The organism is Pedobacter superstes (assembly GCF_037622515.1).
Lineage (GTDB): Bacteria > Bacteroidota > Bacteroidia > Sphingobacteriales > Sphingobacteriaceae > Paradesertivirga > Paradesertivirga superstes.
Genome location: NZ_JBBJCN010000001.1, coordinates 1,179,708 through 1,200,036 on the forward strand (window position 1 = coordinate 1,179,708; position 20,329 = coordinate 1,200,036).

The following is a 20,329-nucleotide window of genomic DNA, read 5'->3' on the forward strand; positions in this document are numbered from 1 at the left end:
CGAATCGCCTTCTTTTGTAACGAGGATGCGGCGACCTTTGGGAATCTCCACGTTTAACTAAGCTTTGTACAGGGCGACTGTCAAGTGCTTTCTTTCCGCCATTTTCGCAGAGCCTTAACCGCTAGTCTCAGAAAACGATCAGTTAGCGAACAAAAGCAGGTTTGACAGCAGCTCATTCTAGAGGGCGATACTTAACCAGGGAACTTTTATTAACAACTTTATTAACAACTAACCCGTTATGAAAACATTCTCCTATATATTATTCGTATCCTTAGTTCTTTTCTCATCTTTTAATTGCAAAAAAGATGATTTACCAAAACCTACACAAACCGGGGCAAATATCATGGCAGCCAAAGTAAACGGAAAAACATGGGAAAAGAAAGCTTGCTGGAGTTGCACAGGTGGTGGAGACGGATTAATTGTAGATTATGATGACAGCGATTTTTTTGCTGTTACAGGAGAAAATCCAGATCAAGAATTACAAATCGGGTTGGCGATTAAATCATTAAAAAGCACAGGTACTTATCAATTAACTAGTAAAAACTTAAATTTTGCTAGACTATTCAAAAGTAATGAAGGAAAATATTATTATACATCTATTAATAATACAGGCATAGTTACCATTACCAAACTAGATCTTACAAAAAAAATTATTTCCGGAACATTTGAACTTACTGCTGAAGATGAAAATAACCCAACTAATACCATTAGAGTTACAGGTGGAAGGTTTGATGTCACTTTTTTTTAAATTAAATGTAGCAGTTCGTTCCATTACCATTAGTTGTTAGTCTCAAAAAACGATAGGTTCCGCTAAAGAAAAGATATATTGATACCTTGGTATAATGATATCATTCTCAAGAAACGATCGCCGACTTAATAAAAAAGAGCTATTATTGAAAAGTATTAACACTACTATCTTATACTTTTAAATAAGATGAAACACCTAAAGAGTCTTCTTCAAACAGCAAGAACATTACCTAAAGATAATAACCTAGAATATCAAGATATTCTTTGGAAAGTAATTTGTTATTCTCCGAAAATGCCCGTCCGCCTTCAGCAGCAACAACTATTAGATGAGGCTGAAAAACAAGTACTGCATGTATTTGATCCTCATTTCGCTAAAAAAAAACTAACAATAAATACTTTCCGCTGGGGTAAAGGAAGTAGGAAAGTGCTCCTTACCCACGGCTGGGGATCAAAAGCAATTGATTTTTCTGATTTAATAAAACGTCTAAAATCTATTCCCGAACTAGAAATAATAGCTTTTGACGCTCCTGGTAACGGTAGCTCTGACGGAGAACTCTCTAATCTTCTACTGTATATTGAGTCAGTAAAAGAAATCATCCTTGCCTTTGGAGCTCCCAATATTTTTATTGGACATTCACTCGGTGCAATGGCCAACATAATTGCCGCTCAAGAAGTATCTATTAAACCTCAGCTACTCCTTAGTATCGCCCCCATCATTAGGCTCAAAGAAAATTTTCAAGCTACGCTCAGCTTGGTGGAAGCTCCTTTAACAGCTCAAGAAGAGTTTTTTTCTGAATTTGAGAAATTGTTTAACACCCCTACTTCCTATTTCAATCTGGTAGAATTGTATCAACCATCTTCCGATGTTAAAAACATAGTTTTCTATGATCCGGGGGATGTCATCCATCCCAATAAATACCTTCAGGAACTTTTAAATTGCAATCGTGAAATTATTAGTAAAAGTTACCCTAATGTAGGGCATGATAAAATAATTAAGGATAATGAGGTTATCAACGATATAGAAGAGGCTTTGCTTGAAGCTTCATAGTAAGGATCTATATCTTAATGTTGTCTCACAAAACGATGGATTGGAAGTAAAACCACGCTATTTCGTTATCTTAGACATGCAGGAGTAAGCATTAACGGATAGGTAAAAAATCTAGTTACACAAAACTGACTAGTCCTGAAAAAAAAATTGACACATTAATTTGATAATTTGGACTAAAATTTCGACCTCGGAGGCAAGAGATTTCGAGGTTTTTTTGTTCCATTTTTGACTTTAACTTGTTGTGGATGTGTTGCATTGGCGTTAATAAATGACAACTTATATGCGGCCTAATAAGCATCTGGTGAATAACCATAGACAATGATGGCCTTCTTCTGTCTTTATATAAGTTACATAAGTTCTTAAACAACTCGTAAAAATCCTCGCTCGCTTTTCATAGTCGAATTAGGTATTTCTCGCTCTACACATTCACTATCTAATAACCTTAAAACTTTAGCCTGAACCTCATCAACTATGCTCCAGTCTCTGGAGATATAAATATCTGTCACCTTATTTGCTGAATCAACATGGTTTAGAGCCAGGGCAACATCATCCTTACTGAATCTGCACTTATTTCTCGCTAAGTCCCCAAAAGCATGTCGGGCATCATAAAACTCTAAATTCTCTATTCCCGCTTTTTCAGCAATCTTTGCCATACCGATGCTTAACGCTCTATCTAAAGAATTATGGTTGCAATATTTACTCTGTAAGGTCCCAGTATATTTCTCAAGCAAAGGCCTTATCTCCTTTGATATAGATATGCTAATGAATGCTTTATCCTTTCTTCTCCCCCGTGTTTTGGCGCGGTTATAGCTTATTCTATCCTCGTTTATGCATTCAGAACTAAGTTCCCATAAATCTCGTGCATTCATGCCACATAAATAAAAACTAAGCATAAATAAATCCCTGGCTTGCTCCTCCCTGCTTTCAGGAATAACTTTGCAGTCGCGAATATCTATCAATTGCTGAACATTCAATTTACGTTTTTCTGAAGCTGGTGCATCCTTTACCTTATACTTCTTAAACGGATAATGTTTTACAACAACCTCGCCCTTATCTTCGTCGTTATAATGATCTCTTACATTATTAAAAAGGATTCTTAAATCTCTCATATGATTATGAAGGCCCGTTTCAGTCAGTCCCTGCATTTCTCTTTCTACCGGATTTCCGAACTGATTAAATCTTGAGATAGTACGTGAACCCTTTAAATACTTCTCATATGACCTAAGCATATTTGCAGAGATTTCCGTTACTGGTATAATTTCACTGTTAAAATAATCTTTGAGACTATTTAAAACAGTTACCATGTTAGCCGCACTTGCCAATCGCTTCTCAGCCTTAAGTTCCTTAACCTTATTTTCACCAAACTCTATGAGGTTAATCTCTTCCGCCTCTTTTTGCTCCCCTGAAATTAGCCATTTCGCAAGGCCGTCAGCATCAAAACATGAAACCCGTTTTCCTAATTGACTAATCCGGCATCGATACTCATCAAGCACTGGATTCATGAGCTGTATTATTATGGGGTCCTTAATTGTCCCATTGGTTTTTACTTGCTTGCTGGTTACCCAATGTTCCGTCGGAATATACTTTGGCTTATCCTTATGCCAAATTCGAATATTTACATTATAGGTTCCATCCTTCTTTTTATTACTTTTTAAAATTACCGCTGATATTGTAGCCATAAGTAGTATAAAGTTTAATTCAATGAAAAATGATCAGAATTCATTAAGGTTTTCATTAAGGTTTCTTGATAAATTTAGCAGAAATACCTGTAAAACTCAAACAGGGCGCTAAGGGTGAACCCCTGGGCAGGTATAGAAAAAGTGCTTTTAAAGCACAAAAAAAGCCTGATTTAATGAAAAATCAGGCTTTTTGAAGTGGTACCAGCTGGAATCGAACCAGCGACACAAGGATTTTCAGTCCTTTGCTCTACCAACTGAGCTATGGTACCAGCCCCTTTGGGACTGCAAATGTAGCGTCTTTTTTCATTTATAAAAACATTTTTTAAAATAATCCTATATTACTTTTAACCTGTATTTTTTTCTAATTTATACCCGTTAAATTCGCTACTCTTTATAACAGCAAAATTTGGCTAAATATTTGCCTGACATGATCGCACAAGCACTTTTTCTAATTTTATTACTTTCGGCAATTATACTTTTTACAAAAAATGTAAAAAAAATAATCCGGAATATAAATCTTGGACGGCCTTTAAACAGGTCTGATAATCCTTCTTTACGGTGGAAAACTATGCTCAAGGTTGCCTTCGGACAGACAAAAATGGCAGCCAGACCCATTCCCGCTCTTTTACACTTCTTTGTTTATGCAGGCTTTATCATAATAAACATCGAGGTGCTGGAAATCATAATAGATGGTATTTTCGGTACTCATAGAATCTTTGCCGATCCACTGGGCCCCTTTTACAGTTTCCTGATAGCATCCTTCGAATGGTTGGCCCTGAGTGTTCTGCTTGCTTGTATCTTGTTCCTCATCAGAAGAAACCTATTAAAGGTTAAGCGTTTCTTTGGTATTGAAATGACATCATGGCCCCGGTCAGATGCCAATTACATCTTATATTTCGAGATCATCTTAATGTCGGCGTTTTTATTAATGAATGCATCCGATTATAAACTTCAGCAATTTCTTACATCTGCACACCTAAACGCATCGGCATTTCCCATAAGTTCTGTTATAACCGGAATTTTACCTTCAAACATCGATAGTCTTATTTTATCAGAACGCTTTTTCTGGTGGCTCCACATTGCCGGAATTTTTATATTCCTCAATTACCTGCCTTACTCCAAGCACTTTCATATTATCATGGCCTTTCCTAATACGTATTACTCAAAGTTAGAGCCCCGCGCCGAAATGAATAATATGGCAGTTGTTACCAATGAAGTTAAAGCTATGCTTGATCCTTCCTACCAGGTATCAGAAACGAATCATACAGGGAGTTTTGGAGCCCGAGACGTGCAGGATTTACCATGGAAAAGCCTGATGGATGCCTATACCTGTACAGAATGCGGAAGATGCACGTCCGAATGTCCGGCAAATATTACAGGTAAGTTATTATCTCCACGGAAAATTGTAATGGATACCCGCGACAGGCTGACTGAAGTTGGTAATAACCTCGATAAACATGGAAAGGATTACTCAGATGGAAAAAGCCTCTTAGACGATTACATTTCACGGGAAGAGCTTTGGGCATGCACCACTTGCCAGGCCTGCATTAAAGCTTGTCCGGTAAATATTGACCCGATGTCGATTATACTCGATCTAAGAAGATATATCGTTATGGAGGAGTCGAAGGCCCCTTCTAGTATTAATAATATGCTCAGCAATATCGAAAATAACGCTGCTCCCTGGAAATATTCGGCATCCGACCGTTTTAACTGGGCGCAAAACAAAAACATATAAACTACTATGGATATAAATCCAACTGAAACAGCTAATACATTGGTGATTCCTACTATGGCAGAGATGGCTGCAGGCGGAAATCAGCCGGAGATTTTATTTTGGGTAGGGTGTGCAGGAAGTTTTGATGACCGCGCGCAACGCATCACACGTTCAATCTGTAAGATACTTCAGCATGTAGGTATAAACTATGCGGTGTTAGGCACCGAAGAATCGTGCACAGGAGATCCGGCCAAGCGGGCTGGCAATGAATTCTTATTCCAAATGCAGGCCATTTCGAATATTGAAGTATTGAACGCCTACAACATCAGCAAAATTGTAACAGGATGCCCCCATTGTTTTAATACCATTAAAAATGAATATCCGGGCTTGGGGGGTAACTATGAGGTGATTCATCATACCCAGTTAATACAGCAGTTAATTGATGAAGGTAAGTTAAAGGCAGCCGACGGCGAGAGTTTTAAAGGGAAGAAAATAACCTTTCATGATCCGTGCTACCTTGGCAGGGGAAATAAAGTTTATGAGGCCCCCAGACGGGCTTTGGAAATCCTGGATGCAGATCTTGTAGAAATGAAACGCTGCAAAGTAAACGGATTATGTTGCGGAGCCGGAGGAGCACAATTATTTAAAGAGCCAGAACGCGGAACAAAAGATATTAATGTAGAAAGAATTGAAGAGGCAATTGAAACAAAAGCAAGCATAGTTGCGGCAGCCTGCCCTTTTTGTATGACCATGCTTCGCGACGGAGTAAAGCACCTCGAAAAAGAGCAGGAAATTGAAGTACTCGACATTGCAGAAATAACAGTGAGAGCAAATGGGTTATGAACCATTTGAAAAAGAAGAGCTTAGCTTTTAATACTTCTTTTGTAAACGAATTTCAAAAAGCCAGGCATTAACTTAAAAAACTCTACGGCAAATAATTTGAAGTTTGTCATTATAGGTGTGTTGTGTGGCTTCAAATGTATGCTCAAAAAACTAATAAAACAATACCCAAACGCATCTATATTTAAGAATTGCATAATAAATCTGATGTTTAAACATCAATAATATATCTTCAACTCCCCCTGCATTAACTCCATATTTAATTCAGAACCAGTGGGGGAGACATAGATCATTATTTAACCAAAAAGGTTTTTACATACTTAAACATTTTTGGTTGCTTATTAACCCATACGAATTTAAGAATTCGTAAATTTGATTTATGGAAATCTCGAAAAACTCCAGAGTTTGGATATATCAGTCTAACCGTCCTTTTTCTTTAACTGAAGAACATGGCGTTAAAGAAAAACTAAATGACTTTACAAGCCAGTGGCAGGCTCATGGAAATGCGCTTACGGCTAAAGCAGAAATCCGCTACAACAGATTTGTAATTTTAATGGTAGATGAACAACAGGCAGGCGCGACAGGCTGCTCTATTGACAAGTCTGTAAATCTGATGAAACATATTGAAGAAGAATTGGATATCAACCTTTTCGACAGGTTTAATATCGCTTATCGTGATGAAAATGGAATCAAGTCCTGTAGCCGGGAAGAATTTGAAAAATTGATTACTGAAGGTAAAGTAACAGAAGACACCATTGTCTTTAACAACCTTGTTCAAACTCTTGCAGAACTTGAACAAAACTGGGAAGTACCTTTAAAAAACAGCTGGCATGCACGAGTATTTGGCAGTCTGATAAACGCCTGAACTAATCCGGTTTTCCTTTTTTAATTTTGACTTTTTAATTTTGGCTTCTAAATTTTTAATTATTATTAGTCAAATTTTAAATACCTGATCCTTCTCATATTTCGAAGAATGAGGTATTGCTTGTGATAAATATAAGCGGTAGGTTTTGTCGGCTTCCAGCGCCTCGGATTCGGCAATACTGCTATCAGGAGAGCTGCCTGTGCTTTACTTAACTGAGTGGCAGGCTTATGATAATAATATTGAGTCGCTGCTTCGGCCCCATAGATCCCATCACCCATTTCAATCACATTCAGGTACACTTCCATAATGCGCTTTTTGCTCCAGAGCAATTCAATTAAGACAGTAAAATACGCTTCAAATCCTTTTCTGATCCACGATCTGCCAGGCCACAAAAAAACATTTTTGGCAGTTTGCTGACTGATAGTACTTCCTCCACGCATGGGTTTACCGGCCTGGTTCTTTTCATAGGCCTTTTGTATCGACTCGGTATCAAAGCCCCAGTGCTCTAAAAAGTGCGCGTCTTCGCCGGCCATGGCAGCGTACTTTAAATTAGAGGACAATTCATCAAAATCTCTCCATTTCTTTTCGAGCTTCCAGTCTTTCCCGTTTGCCTTTCGCTCAAATCCACGTTGCACCATTAACCAGGTAACGGGGGGATTAATAAAGCGACACAGTAAAACCCAGACGATAGTAATTGCAAAAAACCAGATTAAGGCTCTTTTTACTATACTGAAAAATTTAGAAAAATTAAATGAAGATGATTTTCGGACCGACTTGCTTCTTTTACGCGCCATTTGCACAAAAATAAAAAAGACGCTCGTTATGGAGCGCCTTCTTTTGATTTAGTATTTACCGGATAAATTGATTAATCCGATAAGTAAAATTAGTATTATTCAGCGACTACTTCAAAAGGAACCTGAACTTTAACTTCTTTATGTAAGTTAAGATTAGCGATATACTCGCCAACAAATTTAGGTTCAGTTTCAAAAGTAATTCTTCTGCGATCTACTTCAAATCCTTCTTTCTTCAATGCATCAGCAACCTGAATTGTGTTTACAGCACCAAAGATTTTACCACTTTCGCCGGCTTTAGCGCCAACTGTAAGTTTAACACCTTCTAAACGGGCAGCAATTGCAAGAGCATCATTTTTGATCTTATCTTGTTTAAACTGTGCTTGCTTAAGGTTTTCTGCCAATACTTTTTTAGCGGAAGATGTAGCTAGAGTAGCAAAGCCTTGCGGGATAAGGTAATTTCTGCCATAACCTGGCTTTACAATTACTACATCATCCTTCTCACCAAGGTTTTTAATATCCTGTTTTAAAATAATTTCCATTTCGCTTACCTCCCTATTTTAATGAATCAGTTACATAAGGTAATATACCAATATGACGGGCACGCTTAACAGCCTGAGCTACTTTACGCTGGAACTTTAATGAGGTTCCTGTAAGACGACGAGGTAAAACTTTACCCTGATCGTTGATAAACTTTAAAAGAAAGTTAGCGTCTTTGTAATCAATATACTTGATTCCGTTTTTCTTAAAACGGCAATATTTTTTACGGTTATCCTCTACTTTAGGGGCAGTAACGTATTTTATTTGATCTCTTGCCATTATCCTGCAACCTCCTCAGTTTGTTTTTTCTTATTGAAAGCTCCGCTACGTTTTTTCTCGCTGTAAGCAATTGCATGCTTATCAAGAGCAACGGTTAAGAAACGCATGATACGCTCATCACGTCTGTATTCAATCTCCAGTTTATTAATTAATTCACCCGGAGCCTTAAATTCAGTTAGGTGATAGTATCCTGTCGTTTTCTTTTGGATAGGATACGCTAGTTTCTTCAAACCCCAATTATCTTCATTGATAATTTCGGCTCCGTTATCAGATAAAATACTGCGGAATTTAGCTATTGCTTCTTTCGCAGCTTCATCAGACAACAACGGGGTAAGAACGATTAGTGTTTCGTACTGTTGCATTTTCTAATTTTTTGTTAATTATTACCCTTTTTAAGGGGAGGCAAATGTAGCAATAATAATTATTACAACAAAGCATTTTATCAAAAGCATTTCTGTGCTAATCAGCCCTTTGATACATACATTTCATAAATAATATTCGGCTGATGATCTGTTTAAACTCTGTGCAAATAAATAAAGCGCCCGGAGGGGGGCGCTTTCAAACCTAACCTAAACTAAATTACCTGATTGATAGAATAATTAAAACCTAATCCTTATACTTTATATAATATAAATAGGTTACAAGTATCCAAACTTATTTTCTTGTCTAATACCTTATTTTTTAACCTGATAAAGTAAAAAGCTCAATAATCTCAAATCCATTTTTATAATCTCACATCTTCTCTTTATTTTAGAGGCGATGGATAATTTCATAGTGTCGGCGAGAAAGTACAGGCCCTCAACGTTCGAAAGCGTTGTAGGTCAGCAACATATCACAAACACCCTAAAAAATGCCATCAAAAACAATCAGCTTGCACAGGCATTTTTATTCTGCGGGCCCCGTGGTGTTGGTAAAACAACATGCGCCAGAATCCTGGCAAAAACGATTAACTGCCAGAATTTATCGCCCCAGGTGGAAGCCTGCGGAGAATGTGATTCCTGCCGTTCATTTCAGAATGGAAACTCATTCAGTATTCATGAATTAGACGCTGCGTCTAATAATTCGGTAGATGATATCCGCAGTTTAATTGAACAGGTTAGGATACCACCCCAAACCGGCAAATACAAGATCTATATTATAGATGAGGTGCACATGCTTTCTCAGGCGGCGTTTAACGCCTTTTTAAAAACCCTGGAAGAACCTCCCTCCTATGCTATCTTTATTTTAGCAACAACAGAAAAGCATAAAATTTTACCCACTATTCTTTCAAGGTGTCAGATTTTCGACTTTAACAGGATACGGGTTGAAGACATGGCCAGTCACCTGGCCTTAATTGCAAAGAAAGAAAGTGTAGAATACGACAACGACGGCTTACACCTGATAGCTCAAAAAGCAGATGGTGGCTTACGCGATGCCCTTTCAATGTTCGATCAGATAGTAAGCTTTTCGAACAGAAATGTAAGCTATAAGGCGGTAATTGACAATTTAAACATCCTCGATTACGATTATTATTTTAGTATAACTGACAGCTTGCTTCAGGAAGACATTGCTAAAACACTACTGACGTTTGATGAAATTCTGGCGAATGGCTTCGATGGAAATAATTTCATCAATGGTTTAGCCGCCCATTTCAGAAATATACTGGTAGGTAAAGATTCCTCAACCTTAAAATTACTTGAAGTAAGTGAAGGTATCCGCCAAAAATATTTAGAGCAATCTAAAGCAGCCTCATCTTCCTTTTTACTGTCTGCTTTAAATATTGCCAATCAGTGCGATCTCAATTATAAAAACAGTAAAAACCAACGGCTGCAGGTCGAGCTTTCGCTGATAAAAATCTGCCACATACCATCAGCGTTAAACCTTTCAGCTTCTGCAAACGCAGAGGGATTAAAAAAAAAACCTGATTCCGCAATAAAAGCCGGATCCGGAGTTCAAATTCCGGAACCCGAAAAGACGAGACAAGCGCCTGAACTTCAGGCAGAAATGGTCCATCTACCTGCAGAAACAGCCCCTCTACCACTGGCTTCTGCACCTTCAATAGATAAAGTTTCTCCGCAACTTCCGGTTCCGGCAGAAAAACCCAAAATATCTGTAAAGTCTTTAAAGTCGACTCCATCAATCATTCCCAATTTAAATGATTTAAGCGGTCCGGTTAATATCGCAGAAGAGGATACTCCTAAGTATGTATCCGGCGACAGCCGCATGCCGTTCAGCTCTGATGATTTTTTAAAACTCTGGAATACCTATGCAGCCGAAATAAAAAAAGCGGGCAAAATTAATATGTTCACCATCATGACCGCCAATCCGCCAAGGGTGCTTGACGATTTTAAAATTGAACTGGTAATTGACAACCGAATTCAGGAAGAACTTTTAATAATTGAAAAGATAGATTTGCTGAATTTCCTGAGGGTTAAGCTCGAAAACTTCGGCATAGACATTTTAACCCGTCAGGCAGAGCAAAACGAAAAGAAAAAGCTATACACATCTCACGAAAAATACCAGTATATGCTGGCTAAAAACCCAAAACTTGAAGAGTTTCGAAGAAAGTTCAACCTGGATGTGAACTAAGAGAGATATTAAGAAAGCAGAAAGCTGATTCCACCTATCGCTTTCTGCCCGTTCCTTATTTATTTCAAAAATGTATTATCGTCTTCACCCGGGGTATGCTTAGGATAACCCTCTTCATCCAAATCATCACGGTTATCTTCCGGAGTCATCGATAATTCTTCATCCAGAGGATCGAGCTGAACTATTTTTCCGCTATCTATATGCATGCCAAATTCGTCGGTTTCCGGAACTTCGGAAGCATCGTCATTTGCCCGGTGATATTCATCATTTGCTGTAATATTAGCCTCATCAAAGTCCGAGTCAGAATCGCTTCCGTTTCTTACTGAAGTGGTATAAGGATCCGGATGATCATAATCCTCATCCTCACTCTTTACATCAAGTTCAAAACTATCTTTTTCAGGGTCATAGGATAAATCTTCCTTATCTGAAGTCGCACCTATTTCCTCATTCACTTGGTTTTCATCATCCGGATCGTCATCATTAAAGCCGGGGTATGATTTATTTCTTGGATCTGTCATTTGTTTTCTATTTTATTATAAAAGGAACGGGGAAGGTAAATGTTTGTCAAATCTTAGCTTTTCAACAAGCTGAAAGTGTTCTTAATACAAAATTTATATCTTTGCGGCTTCACAAATTAATTACCATACAAAAAATCATACAATGTCTGTACAAAAAATCAAAGTAGCTAATCCGGTAGTCGAGCTGGATGGGGATGAAATGACCCGTATCATCTGGAAATTTATTAAAGACAAACTGATTCTTCCATACCTTGAAGTAGATATTAAATACTACGATTTAGGTATCGAATATCGTGATGAAACCAATGACCAGGTTACTATTGATGCAGCTAATGCGATAAAACAATATGGTGTGGGTATTAAATGCGCCACTATTACTCCTGACGAAGCTCGTGTAGAGGAATTTGGCTTAAAACAAATGTGGAAATCGCCTAACGGAACAATCCGTAATATCCTTGATGGTACGGTTTTTCGCGAGCCGATTGTAATGAGTAATGTACCTCGTTTGGTTCCAAACTGGACAGCTCCTATCTGCATCGGACGTCACGCGTTTGGTGATCAGTACCGCGCTACCGATTTCGTAACTAAAGGTAAAGGTAAATTAACTATAAAATTCACTCCGGAAGATGGTGGCGAGGAGCAATCATTTGAAGTGTATAACTTTAAAGGTGACGGTGTTGCTATGGCAATGTATAATACTGATGAATCCATCATCGGGTTTGCACGCTCTTGCTTTAACCAGGCCCTGATGAAAAAATGGCCTTTATATCTTTCAACAAAAAACACTATCCTTAAAAAATACGATGGCCGTTTCAAAGATATCTTCGAAGATATCTACCAAAAAGAATTTAAAGCTAAATTCGATGCGGAAGGCTTAATTTACGAGCACCGTTTAATAGATGACATGGTTGCTTCGGCGCTGAAATGGAACGGAAACTTTGTTTGGGCGTGTAAAAACTATGATGGCGACGTTCAATCGGATACTGTAGCCCAGGGATTTGGTTCATTGGGATTAATGACTTCTACGTTGGTTACTCCGGATGGAAAAACCATGGAAGCGGAAGCTGCACATGGTACAGTAACCCGCCACTTCAGAGAGCATCAAAAAGGTCGTCCAACTTCTACTAATCCAATTGCATCGATCTTTGCATGGACCAGGGGATTAGAGTTCCGTGGGATATTAGATAACAACCAGGAGCTTATTGACTTTTGTCAGAAATTAGAGCAGGTGTGTATCGAAACCGTAGAAAGCGGAAAAATGACAAAAGATCTTGCTATTACTTCTAAACCAAAAGTAGAGCATGGCACTGATTATTTGTATACTGAAGAATTCTTAGATGCGATCGATCAGAATTTAAAAGCGAAATTAGGTTATTAAAAAACCTTTTAATATTTAGAGAGGCTGCTTCCCCAGGGAGGCAGCCTCTTTTTTTATATAGCAAAGCCGGGTAGGGGCTCCCTTAATACATCTTGTTTAAGCTCGCAATTAAACGCTATATTTAAACCAAACTAAATCACAGCATGTTTTTAATCATTCTTGGAACCCTTATTTTCATTGCCGGCTTTATCTTATCACAGCAGAACAGTCCTTCTGTGCGCTACGCTTCTGTAATACGGATAATCGGTGTATTGGTAATACTTGCAGGGGCTTTAACCTCCATGTTTAAAGTAATAGAAGCCGGCCAGGTTGGTGTGAAAACGGTTTTTGGAAAAGTTGATAACGATGTACTGTACAGCGGATTAAACATCATAAACCCCATTGCCAAGGTTACTTCCTTCGATGTTAAAACTCAAAACTACACGATGTCCGGAATGCATGACGAAAGTATTAAGGAGGGTGATGATGCCCTGAGGGTGCTTTCTGCCGATGGATTGGAAGTGATCATCGACCTCTCCGTTTTATTCAGAGTAAAAGCAAGTTCCACCCCCTACATTCTTCGCGAAATAGGAACAGACTATTTAGAAAAAATTGTTCGTCCTGTCTCACGAACAGCTATCAGAGACAATGCGGTGGCCTATGATGCGGTGGCCTTATACTCAAGCAAGCGCGATGAATTCCAGGATAAAATTTTCGAAACTATTAATAAGAGTTTCGAAAAAAGAGGTTTGGAACTGGAGCAACTACTGGTAAGAAATATCACTCTTCCTGCCTCAGTAAAAGCAAGTATCGAATCTAAAATAAATGCTGAACAGGACGCTCAAAAAATGACCTTTGTACTTCAGAAAGAACGCCAGGAGGCAGAGCGCAAGCGGGTTGAAGCGCAGGGAATCGCAGATTATCAGAAAATCTTGTCGACAGGATTAAGCGACAGGCAATTACAGTATGAAAGTATACTGGCACAAAAAGAAATTGCCAAATCTCCTAATTCTAAAGTTATTATAATGGGTAACAGTAAGGGAACTCCTATTATTTTAGGAGGTAACTAGCCAATAAAAAATTTTAATTCAAATGCCTTGCAACTTTTCATTATAGATTTCATCTAAATATGGACACTATGTAAAAGCCGTGCAAAATGAAATCTATCCTTAACCTTCTCATAAGCCTTACGTTCTGTTACTCATTAAACGGGCAAACTATTTCCGGAAAAGTAAGCGATGAAAAGCAAAAACCTGCCGAATTCGCTTCCGTACTTCTACTGAAACACTCAGATTCTTCCTTAGTCAAATCAGCGCTTAGTGATAGTAAAGGTGAATATTCATTCAGCAATATTTCCAATGGCCGGTATATTCTTGCAATCTCGATGATTGGCTATAAAAAGGAGTCCAAAATACTAGATGTTTCTGCATCCTTAATCACTGTACCTCCTGTTATACTCAAATCGGAAGGAAGTCTGCTTAAAGAAGTTAGTGTGACTGCAAAACGTCCATTTCTCGAACAAAGGCCGGATAAACTGGTAGTGAATGTAGACGGAAGTGCCGCCGCCGCAGGCTCTACAGCATTAGAAGTTTTACAGAAAGTTCCTGGTTTAATTGTTTCAAACGATAAAATAACTATGGTAGGAAAAGGCAGTCCTACTATCTTAATTGATGGAAGGGCTTCCCAATACACGGATATTACCCAGGTGTTGAAAGATGTGAGCGCCGCTAATATTGATAAAATTGAAGTAATCGGTAATCCGGGCGCCAAATACGATGCAGCCGGAGGCGCTGTAATAAATATCATACTGAAACGTAATGCCAACCTCGGAACCAATGGCAGTATAAGCCTGGCGGGAGGAGTGGGTTTATACAGTAAAGATGAAAGCCGGTTAGACCGCAATTTTTATCGTTTAAATCCCTCACTTAGCTTAAATCACCGAAAAGGCATAATCAATTCATTTGGGAGTTACAGCTTTTTCCACCGCAACCAGTACGACCGGGGAACATTCAGCAGAATTATTGACGGGAAACAGCTGGTGCAGGAGAATTATTCACCTAATGATGCCGACAGTCATAATTTCAGACTTGGAGCAGACTTTTATACTGATAAAAAAAACACATTCGGGCTCATCGTCAGGGGCTTTATACGCGATGGACTGAGAGAAGCAGGAAATAACACCAATGAATTAAACGGAGAAGGAGGACCCTTACTAAGCACCTTCAAGACACTAAACAATACAAAAAGCAAACGCAACAATTTCTCTGGGAATGTAAACTGGAAGCACAGTTTCGACACACTTGGAACCGACTTGAATATTGATTTTGATTATTCCAATTTCAGCATAAGGAACAATAGCGTTATCACGACGACAGAAGGAGCCAATAATTATACGAATACTCAATTAATTGACAATCCGGTTCAATTAGCAGTATTAAAATTAGATTATTCAAGAACTTTCGGAAAAAATACTTCGCTGGAAGCCGGAGGGAAATCAAGCATGGCAACGATTGATAATTTCCTTACCTACACAAAAAGCGGCATAGTGGATCCGGACAGAACAACCGATTTTAAATACCTTGAGAATGTAAATGCCGTCTATACCTCTCTTCAGCAAAAATTAAAAAAATGGGAAGTCAAAGGTGGTTTACGTGCTGAGCAAACTGTTGCCAGTGGCGAACAACGGTCGGTTAAAGTGCTCGACAGAAATTACATTCAACTTTTCCCTTCTCTGTTTATTACCAGGGTTATTACTTCAAAGTTTTCTACAATAATGCAATACAGCCGAAGAGTAAACAGGCCGAGTTTTCAGCAACAGAATCCTTTCATAGAATACATTGATTCTCTAACATACACACAAGGAAACCCAACTTTGAAGCCAGAAACTGCAGACCAGTACAAGTTATCATTAACCTACCAAAGTCAGCCTTTTTTCGCCCTTAGTTATAACAAAAAGCATGATGTAATATTTGACAATGCTCCCAGGCAAGACGGAAAGTTAACCTATACCACAACAGAAAACCTGGGCACGTTTGATAATTTTGCTGCTGAACTGAACTTCCCGCTTAACCTTGGTAAAAAAATAAGTGGTTATGGAGGCAACCAGGTTATTTTTAATCGCTACCAGGCAGACTATCTTGGTGGCACCTATCTGAAAAGCAAATGGAACTGGCTTGCTTACTGGCAGATTGCTTATAAGCCTGTCTCATCTGTCAACTTTGAAGTTTCCGGATATTATATGACTAAGTTCTTAAATGAATTTATTACTATCGACAATCTGGGAAGCCTAAATTTTGCTGTGCAAAAAACTTTTTGGGATAAAAAAGCGAAATTAAGCCTGAATATAAATGATATTTTCTTTAGCGATAATACCTCCGGAGTTTTAAAATATCGCGAAATAGATCTAAGCTTCAGGCAGGCATACGAAAGCAGAAATGCGAGATTAACATTTAGCTACTCTTTTGGAAATCAGAAACTGGCGGCCGCCCGGACGCGAAAAACAGCTTCTGAAGATGAAGCCGGCAGAGTAAAAGACAAATAAAAATTTCCCTCAGCGCAAACAGCCCGGGAAATATCATTGAATATAACGACGAATCGAACCCAGACAATATCTTAACTGAAATACTCTGCAATCAAACATGCGCCTCTGCAGGTACAATATTAGAGGATTCAAGGTATTCCATGCAATTATAAAAAGACAGGCGATTATTTAAAATTTCAATATTGCGGGTTTCGGTATTGTAATAAAACTGGTTATTACCCATGAACCCTTCATGATGACCTCTTGCAATCTCCTTCTTTAAATCTTCAAAAGACTCATATCTTTTGAAAAAGCGTTTTCTTCCGTGGCGTTTAAATAGAATATACATACCTTTTTAACATTGAAAATTAAGAAATGATGAAAAGTTTTAACAATCAGGTATTTGCCTATAAGTATTGTGGTTTATACTTAAACCCCGGGTGTAAAATATCCTTTCTGTATCTGGATTCTTTTTTTATAAAATAAATGCGTATGTATAAAACATAATCTGATTTAAACAGTTAATAATCAATAAGAAACCTAAGCTGAGAATGGAGTTGATGTATGGTGAAAGAGAGTCAGCAATCCCCAGACATATCTTAAAGGTTAACCTTTTTTAAGAAGGGACACCTGCCCTGTTTAGCAGTCAAAAAATGCAGAGATATAAAAACCTGAATGTTTTTATATTTTTAAATTTCTATCGTTTTATATCACTGTATATATAAAGATTATTACCAATCTTGCAGCTGGTAACAATTAAAAAAAAATGTGTGAATTTTTTTCACACCTAAACTAAAATAAACCTTTTTATCGTTTATTTCGTATAAAGAAGAAGCTGACATGAAAAGATCTAAGATCAGTACATTATGAACAGTAAGGACAGAATGCAAAATTCTGAGTATCAACAAAATATTGAAATGGGTCTCACCTTTTTTCATAATCTGCAATTCGAAATGTTCGCCTTTGCGTTTAGCCTTTTGTTTGCCGGTGAGTTGAAAGACGTTGGCGACAATGTACACAAAGATGAACCATTGATTTTAGATCCTGATCTGTTGGCCATGTCTACCGATAAGAATGTGCAACTACTTGGCGCATTAAGCAAAAGCCTGAGTACTAAAACCGCAACTCTTGCTAATCTTAGCCGAAATAATTTAAAAACTGAAACCGAAATACTAAGGAATACTGAACCCAAAAAAACATCTAATAGTTCTCCAATAGAAGATAATGACTACGATAAAATGTTTTTAAAATGCGTGGGCATTCTAATTGAATACAGCTTTGGTATAGTGGTAATTTTAGAAACTTTTGTATCTAAAGCTTCTGATCAGGCAATCGACATTAAAGGCAGAGGAGCTGATTTAATTGACAGGATTGATACATTAAGACCATACAGCGATATTAATATGACCTTATTGCTTGATATGGCGGCAAGCTTAGAATCAACCCTGTCTCAAATATTATTTGAAGATGCTTCAGGCCGGGGTTTGCTTAAAGATAAATCAGCACTCGAACTCATTGATCTGTTTAAAGGCGAATAAATTTTCTATCCGGCTTAAATAGAATAACAAGTTTTCCAAAAATCAGTCCTCCTGCTTTTCTAAAAGCAATTCTTTCACTTCGCCACTACGTTCCACACGTATTACAATTTCTTTATCCCGCAAATCCAGTGTATTTGCTATTCGAAGCAAATGCTCATAAATCTTTTGGCAAACTACTTCAAATCGTTTATGATCATCAGGTACCAGTATTACAATTACACCGCTTTGTAAATCAATCTCGTAATCATTAAAAGCTAAAACAATCTCATTGTAATACTGGTAAAATATATTCATAAAACCCGGGCCGTAGTTAGCAAATATACTTTTTAAGTATACAAATAGAAATCAGATTAGATACTTTAGTTTGCTTCAACATAGCTCTTAAAATTATCTAAAATAGCCTGCCAGCCATTCTTCTGCATTTCTTCCGGATTAGTATCTTCTGCTACAAAAGTTTCAACTATCCCGGTTTCACCTGCATTGTCTGTAAATTCAACCCTTACTGTTCTGTCATCCAGCAGAGTATACTCAATCAGTTTATATTTCTCTACATTGGCATAAACACCTTCGAAGTCAAAACTCATGCTGCCATCCTTTGCGGCCATAGTAGTTTTAAATTTCCCATCCTTCCTCAAATCATTCTCGGCATGAGGGGCATGCCAATCGCTGGAGGCATTGCACCATTGTTTAATATGCTCTGGTCCATTCCAAAATTCCCAAACTTTCGATACAGGTGCCTTAACCGTGGCCGCTACAGTAATTTTTGTTTTAGTTTCCATAATGATTTTTTTATTTAACAAAGATATTGAGTTATCGAAGCATAAAAGACTTCCAAGCCGACAAACAGAGGGGTATTTTACGACAATGCCCTCGGCAAAAACTTCTTAAGGCTTATGGTATATCTGACGCTTTAGGTTATTGTTATAACTCCCCCTACCTATTCTTTATATAGATATGTTTTATTCCCTTATTTCCAGTATCTCTTTCATCAATTTCTATTGAAGAAATAGAACGAATCAGGGGAGTAAGTTTCATAAAACCGAAATTACGGGGATCAAAATCTGGTTGCTTTTTTATAACGAGACTACCTACGTCGGCCAGATAGGCCCAGCCAGTGTCGTCAGCTACATCATTGATGGTACTGGAAATCAAACGTATTGTTGATTTACCCAGGTGGGGTTCTCTTGCAGGAGTAGTTTTGCGAATATCCTTTCTGGCAGTCACTTCTTCCGGTTTAAGCTCTTCCGATTCCTTTTCCTTCTCTCCTCCTAAAATCTCAATATAGATGAACCTGTCACAGGCTACAATAAAGGGATGAAGCGTTTTTTTCTGTCCGATACCAATTACGGTCATTCCAGCTTCACGCAAACGGGTAGCAAGGCGGGTAAAATCACTGTCGCTGGAAATAATACAAAAACCATCTACCTTTCCAGAATATAAAATATCCATGGCATCAATAATCATTGCAGAATCTGTTGCGTTTTTCCCCGATGAGTAGCTGTACTGCTGTATTGGAGTTATGGCATTTTCCAGAAGCACACTTTTCCATCCGGATACAGTGGGCTTGGTCCAGTCGGCATAAATTCTTTTAGTTGTGGGATTACCATATTTGGCAATCTCTTCCATAATCCCCTTAATATTAGAATAGGGAACATTATCGGCATCAATTAAAACGGCTAGGCGAAGATCGGTTGAGTGTCGCATTTTTGGGTAAGAGTTTTTACTAAGTTAGGAATTTAGGTTGACAAGCCTGATAATCATGCCCGACGCAAACGCCCCTTAATTTGTCGCTAATATGCCTGTATTCCGTTTAAAAGATTCTCATCTTTGATATATAAATTTTAAAAAGCTTATGCAAAAGATAACACCGTTTTTATGGTTCGAAAGCCAGGCTGAGGATGCCATGAAGTTTTATACTTCTATTTTTAAAGATTCGGAAGTTATAAGCACTATGCCCGGACCCGGAGGCTCAGTAATGGGTGTTACCTTTCGGATCAATGGGCAGGAATTAACAGCTTTTAACGGCGGGCCCCATTTTAAACTCACTGAAGCCATCTCTTTATTTGTAAATTGCGAAACACAGGAAGAAATAGACGATTTATGGGAGAAGCTTTCTGAAGGCGGACAGAAAAGCAGATGTGGCTGGCTAAAAGATCAATTTGGATTATCATGGCAACTGGTTCCCCCTGTCCTAGGCCAGATGCTTCAGGATAAAGATCGCGTAAAAGCCGACAGGGTGATGCAGGCTATGTTAAAAATGGACAAACTCGACATCGCTATTTTAAAACAGGCCTACGAGCAGGAATAAAGATATTATTTGAAAAT

General features: G+C 38.1%; 21 protein-coding genes and 1 tRNA gene. 11 read left to right on the forward strand and 11 right to left on the reverse strand.

Annotated features, from left to right (window positions below):
• The first annotated feature begins 238 nt into the window (after positions 1-238).
• Both WG906_RS04885 and WG906_RS04890 read left to right on the forward strand, forming a co-directional pair.
• Entirely contained in the window at positions 239-748 is a 510-nt protein-coding gene (locus WG906_RS04885) for a Riean_0653 family protein (protein ID WP_339991404.1), read from the forward strand.
• Between the two features lie 186 nt (positions 749-934).
• A complete protein-coding gene (locus WG906_RS04890) occupies positions 935-1,795 on the forward strand; it encodes an alpha/beta hydrolase (RefSeq protein ID WP_339991405.1) in 861 nt (286 codons plus the stop codon).
• A 359-nt stretch (positions 1,796-2,154) separates the two neighbouring features.
• Here the strand turns inward: WG906_RS04890 and WG906_RS04895 are convergent, their stop codons facing one another.
• Positions 2,155-3,474 (reverse strand): site-specific integrase, encoded by a 1,320-nt coding sequence (locus tag WG906_RS04895; protein WP_339991406.1) that lies wholly within the window; start codon positions 3,472-3,474, stop codon positions 2,155-2,157.
• A gap of 196 nt (positions 3,475-3,670) precedes the next feature.
• A tRNA-Phe gene (locus WG906_RS04900) sits at positions 3,671-3,743 on the reverse strand.
• 158 nt (positions 3,744-3,901) lie between these two features.
• Here WG906_RS04900 and WG906_RS04905 point away from each other — a divergent pair.
• From WG906_RS04905 to WG906_RS04915, 3 genes are all read left to right on the forward strand, one after another.
• Entirely contained in the window at positions 3,902-5,209 is a 1,308-nt protein-coding gene (locus WG906_RS04905) for a 4Fe-4S dicluster domain-containing protein (RefSeq protein ID WP_339991407.1), read from the forward strand.
• Positions 5,210-5,215: 6 nt separating this feature from the next.
• Positions 5,216-6,031, forward strand: coding sequence for a (Fe-S)-binding protein (locus WG906_RS04910; protein ID WP_339991408.1), 816 nt, complete (start codon positions 5,216-5,218; stop codon positions 6,029-6,031).
• 376 nt (positions 6,032-6,407) lie between these two features.
• Positions 6,408-6,893 carry an ABC transporter ATPase gene (locus WG906_RS04915; protein WP_339991409.1) on the forward strand — a complete coding sequence of 162 codons (486 nt, stop codon included), beginning with the start codon at positions 6,408-6,410 and terminating at the stop codon, positions 6,891-6,893.
• 65 nt (positions 6,894-6,958) lie between these two features.
• Here WG906_RS04915 and mtgA read toward each other — a convergent pair whose 3' ends face one another.
• The 4 genes from mtgA to rpsF form a co-directional block, all read right to left on the reverse strand.
• Complete coding sequence (gene mtgA / locus WG906_RS04920) at positions 6,959-7,687, reverse strand: monofunctional biosynthetic peptidoglycan transglycosylase (RefSeq protein WP_339991410.1); 729 nt, start codon at positions 7,685-7,687, stop codon at positions 6,959-6,961.
• Between the two features lie 95 nt (positions 7,688-7,782).
• A complete protein-coding gene (gene rplI / locus WG906_RS04925; RefSeq protein WP_339991411.1) occupies positions 7,783-8,226 on the reverse strand; it encodes a 50S ribosomal protein L9 in 444 nt (147 codons plus the stop codon).
• A 13-nt stretch (positions 8,227-8,239) separates the two neighbouring features.
• Entirely contained in the window at positions 8,240-8,503 is a 264-nt protein-coding gene (gene rpsR / locus WG906_RS04930) for a 30S ribosomal protein S18 (protein ID WP_255905249.1), read from the reverse strand.
• Positions 8,503-8,865 carry a 30S ribosomal protein S6 gene (gene rpsF, locus WG906_RS04935; protein WP_339991412.1) on the reverse strand — a complete coding sequence of 121 codons (363 nt, stop codon included), beginning with the start codon at positions 8,863-8,865 and terminating at the stop codon, positions 8,503-8,505. Before rpsF ends, rpsR begins: the two co-directional genes overlap by 1 nt.
• 397 nt (positions 8,866-9,262) lie before the next feature.
• Here rpsF and WG906_RS04940 point away from each other — a divergent pair, with 397 nt between their 5' ends.
• Positions 9,263-11,071 (forward strand): DNA polymerase III subunit gamma/tau, encoded by a 1,809-nt coding sequence (locus tag WG906_RS04940; protein ID WP_339991413.1) that lies wholly within the window; start codon positions 9,263-9,265, stop codon positions 11,069-11,071.
• A 59-nt stretch (positions 11,072-11,130) separates the two neighbouring features.
• On the opposite strand, the gene WG906_RS04945 is transcribed toward WG906_RS04940, so the two are convergent.
• On the reverse strand, positions 11,131-11,589 hold the full coding sequence (locus tag WG906_RS04945; protein WP_339991414.1) for a hypothetical protein: 459 nt from the start codon (positions 11,587-11,589) through the stop codon (positions 11,131-11,133).
• Positions 11,590-11,731: 142 nt separating this feature from the next.
• Between WG906_RS04945 and WG906_RS04950 the strand changes: the two genes are divergently transcribed.
• The 3 genes from WG906_RS04950 to WG906_RS04960 all read left to right on the forward strand — a co-directional run bounded on the left by WG906_RS04950 (position 11,732) and on the right by WG906_RS04960 (position 16,487).
• Positions 11,732-12,967 (forward strand): NADP-dependent isocitrate dehydrogenase, encoded by a 1,236-nt coding sequence (locus WG906_RS04950; protein ID WP_339991415.1) that lies wholly within the window; start codon positions 11,732-11,734, stop codon positions 12,965-12,967.
• 143 nt (positions 12,968-13,110) lie between these two features.
• On the forward strand, positions 13,111-14,016 hold the full coding sequence (locus WG906_RS04955) for a prohibitin family protein (RefSeq protein ID WP_339991416.1): 906 nt from the start codon (positions 13,111-13,113) through the stop codon (positions 14,014-14,016).
• Positions 14,017-14,102: 86 nt separating this feature from the next.
• A complete protein-coding gene (locus WG906_RS04960; protein ID WP_339991417.1) occupies positions 14,103-16,487 on the forward strand; it encodes a TonB-dependent receptor in 2,385 nt (794 codons plus the stop codon).
• 91 nt (positions 16,488-16,578) lie between these two features.
• Here the strand turns inward: WG906_RS04960 and WG906_RS04965 are convergent, their stop codons facing one another.
• Positions 16,579-16,815: a hypothetical protein gene (locus WG906_RS04965; protein WP_339991418.1), complete on the reverse strand. Its 237-nt coding sequence runs from the start codon at positions 16,813-16,815 to the stop codon at positions 16,579-16,581.
• Between the two features lie 517 nt (positions 16,816-17,332).
• On the opposite strand from WG906_RS04965, the gene WG906_RS04970 reads away from it, so the two are divergent.
• The gene (locus WG906_RS04970; protein WP_339991419.1) at positions 17,333-18,004 is read left to right on the forward strand and encodes a hypothetical protein; all 672 of its coding nucleotides are present in this window, start codon (positions 17,333-17,335) and stop codon (positions 18,002-18,004) included.
• A gap of 42 nt (positions 18,005-18,046) precedes the next feature.
• Here WG906_RS04970 and WG906_RS04975 read toward each other — a convergent pair whose 3' ends face one another.
• The 3 genes from WG906_RS04975 to WG906_RS04985 all read right to left on the reverse strand — a co-directional run bounded on the left by WG906_RS04975 (position 18,047) and on the right by WG906_RS04985 (position 19,708).
• Positions 18,047-18,298, reverse strand: coding sequence for a hypothetical protein (locus WG906_RS04975; RefSeq protein ID WP_339991420.1), 252 nt, complete (start codon positions 18,296-18,298; stop codon positions 18,047-18,049).
• A gap of 65 nt (positions 18,299-18,363) precedes the next feature.
• Entirely contained in the window at positions 18,364-18,783 is a 420-nt protein-coding gene (locus WG906_RS04980) for an SRPBCC family protein (RefSeq protein ID WP_339991421.1), read from the reverse strand.
• Between the two features lie 154 nt (positions 18,784-18,937).
• Positions 18,938-19,708: an NYN domain-containing protein gene (locus WG906_RS04985; protein ID WP_339991422.1), complete on the reverse strand. Its 771-nt coding sequence runs from the start codon at positions 19,706-19,708 to the stop codon at positions 18,938-18,940.
• A gap of 148 nt (positions 19,709-19,856) precedes the next feature.
• Here WG906_RS04985 and WG906_RS04990 point away from each other — a divergent pair, with 148 nt between their 5' ends.
• Positions 19,857-20,312 (forward strand): VOC family protein, encoded by a 456-nt coding sequence (locus WG906_RS04990; protein WP_339991423.1) that lies wholly within the window; start codon positions 19,857-19,859, stop codon positions 20,310-20,312.
• The last annotated feature ends 17 nt before the right edge of the window (positions 20,313-20,329 follow it).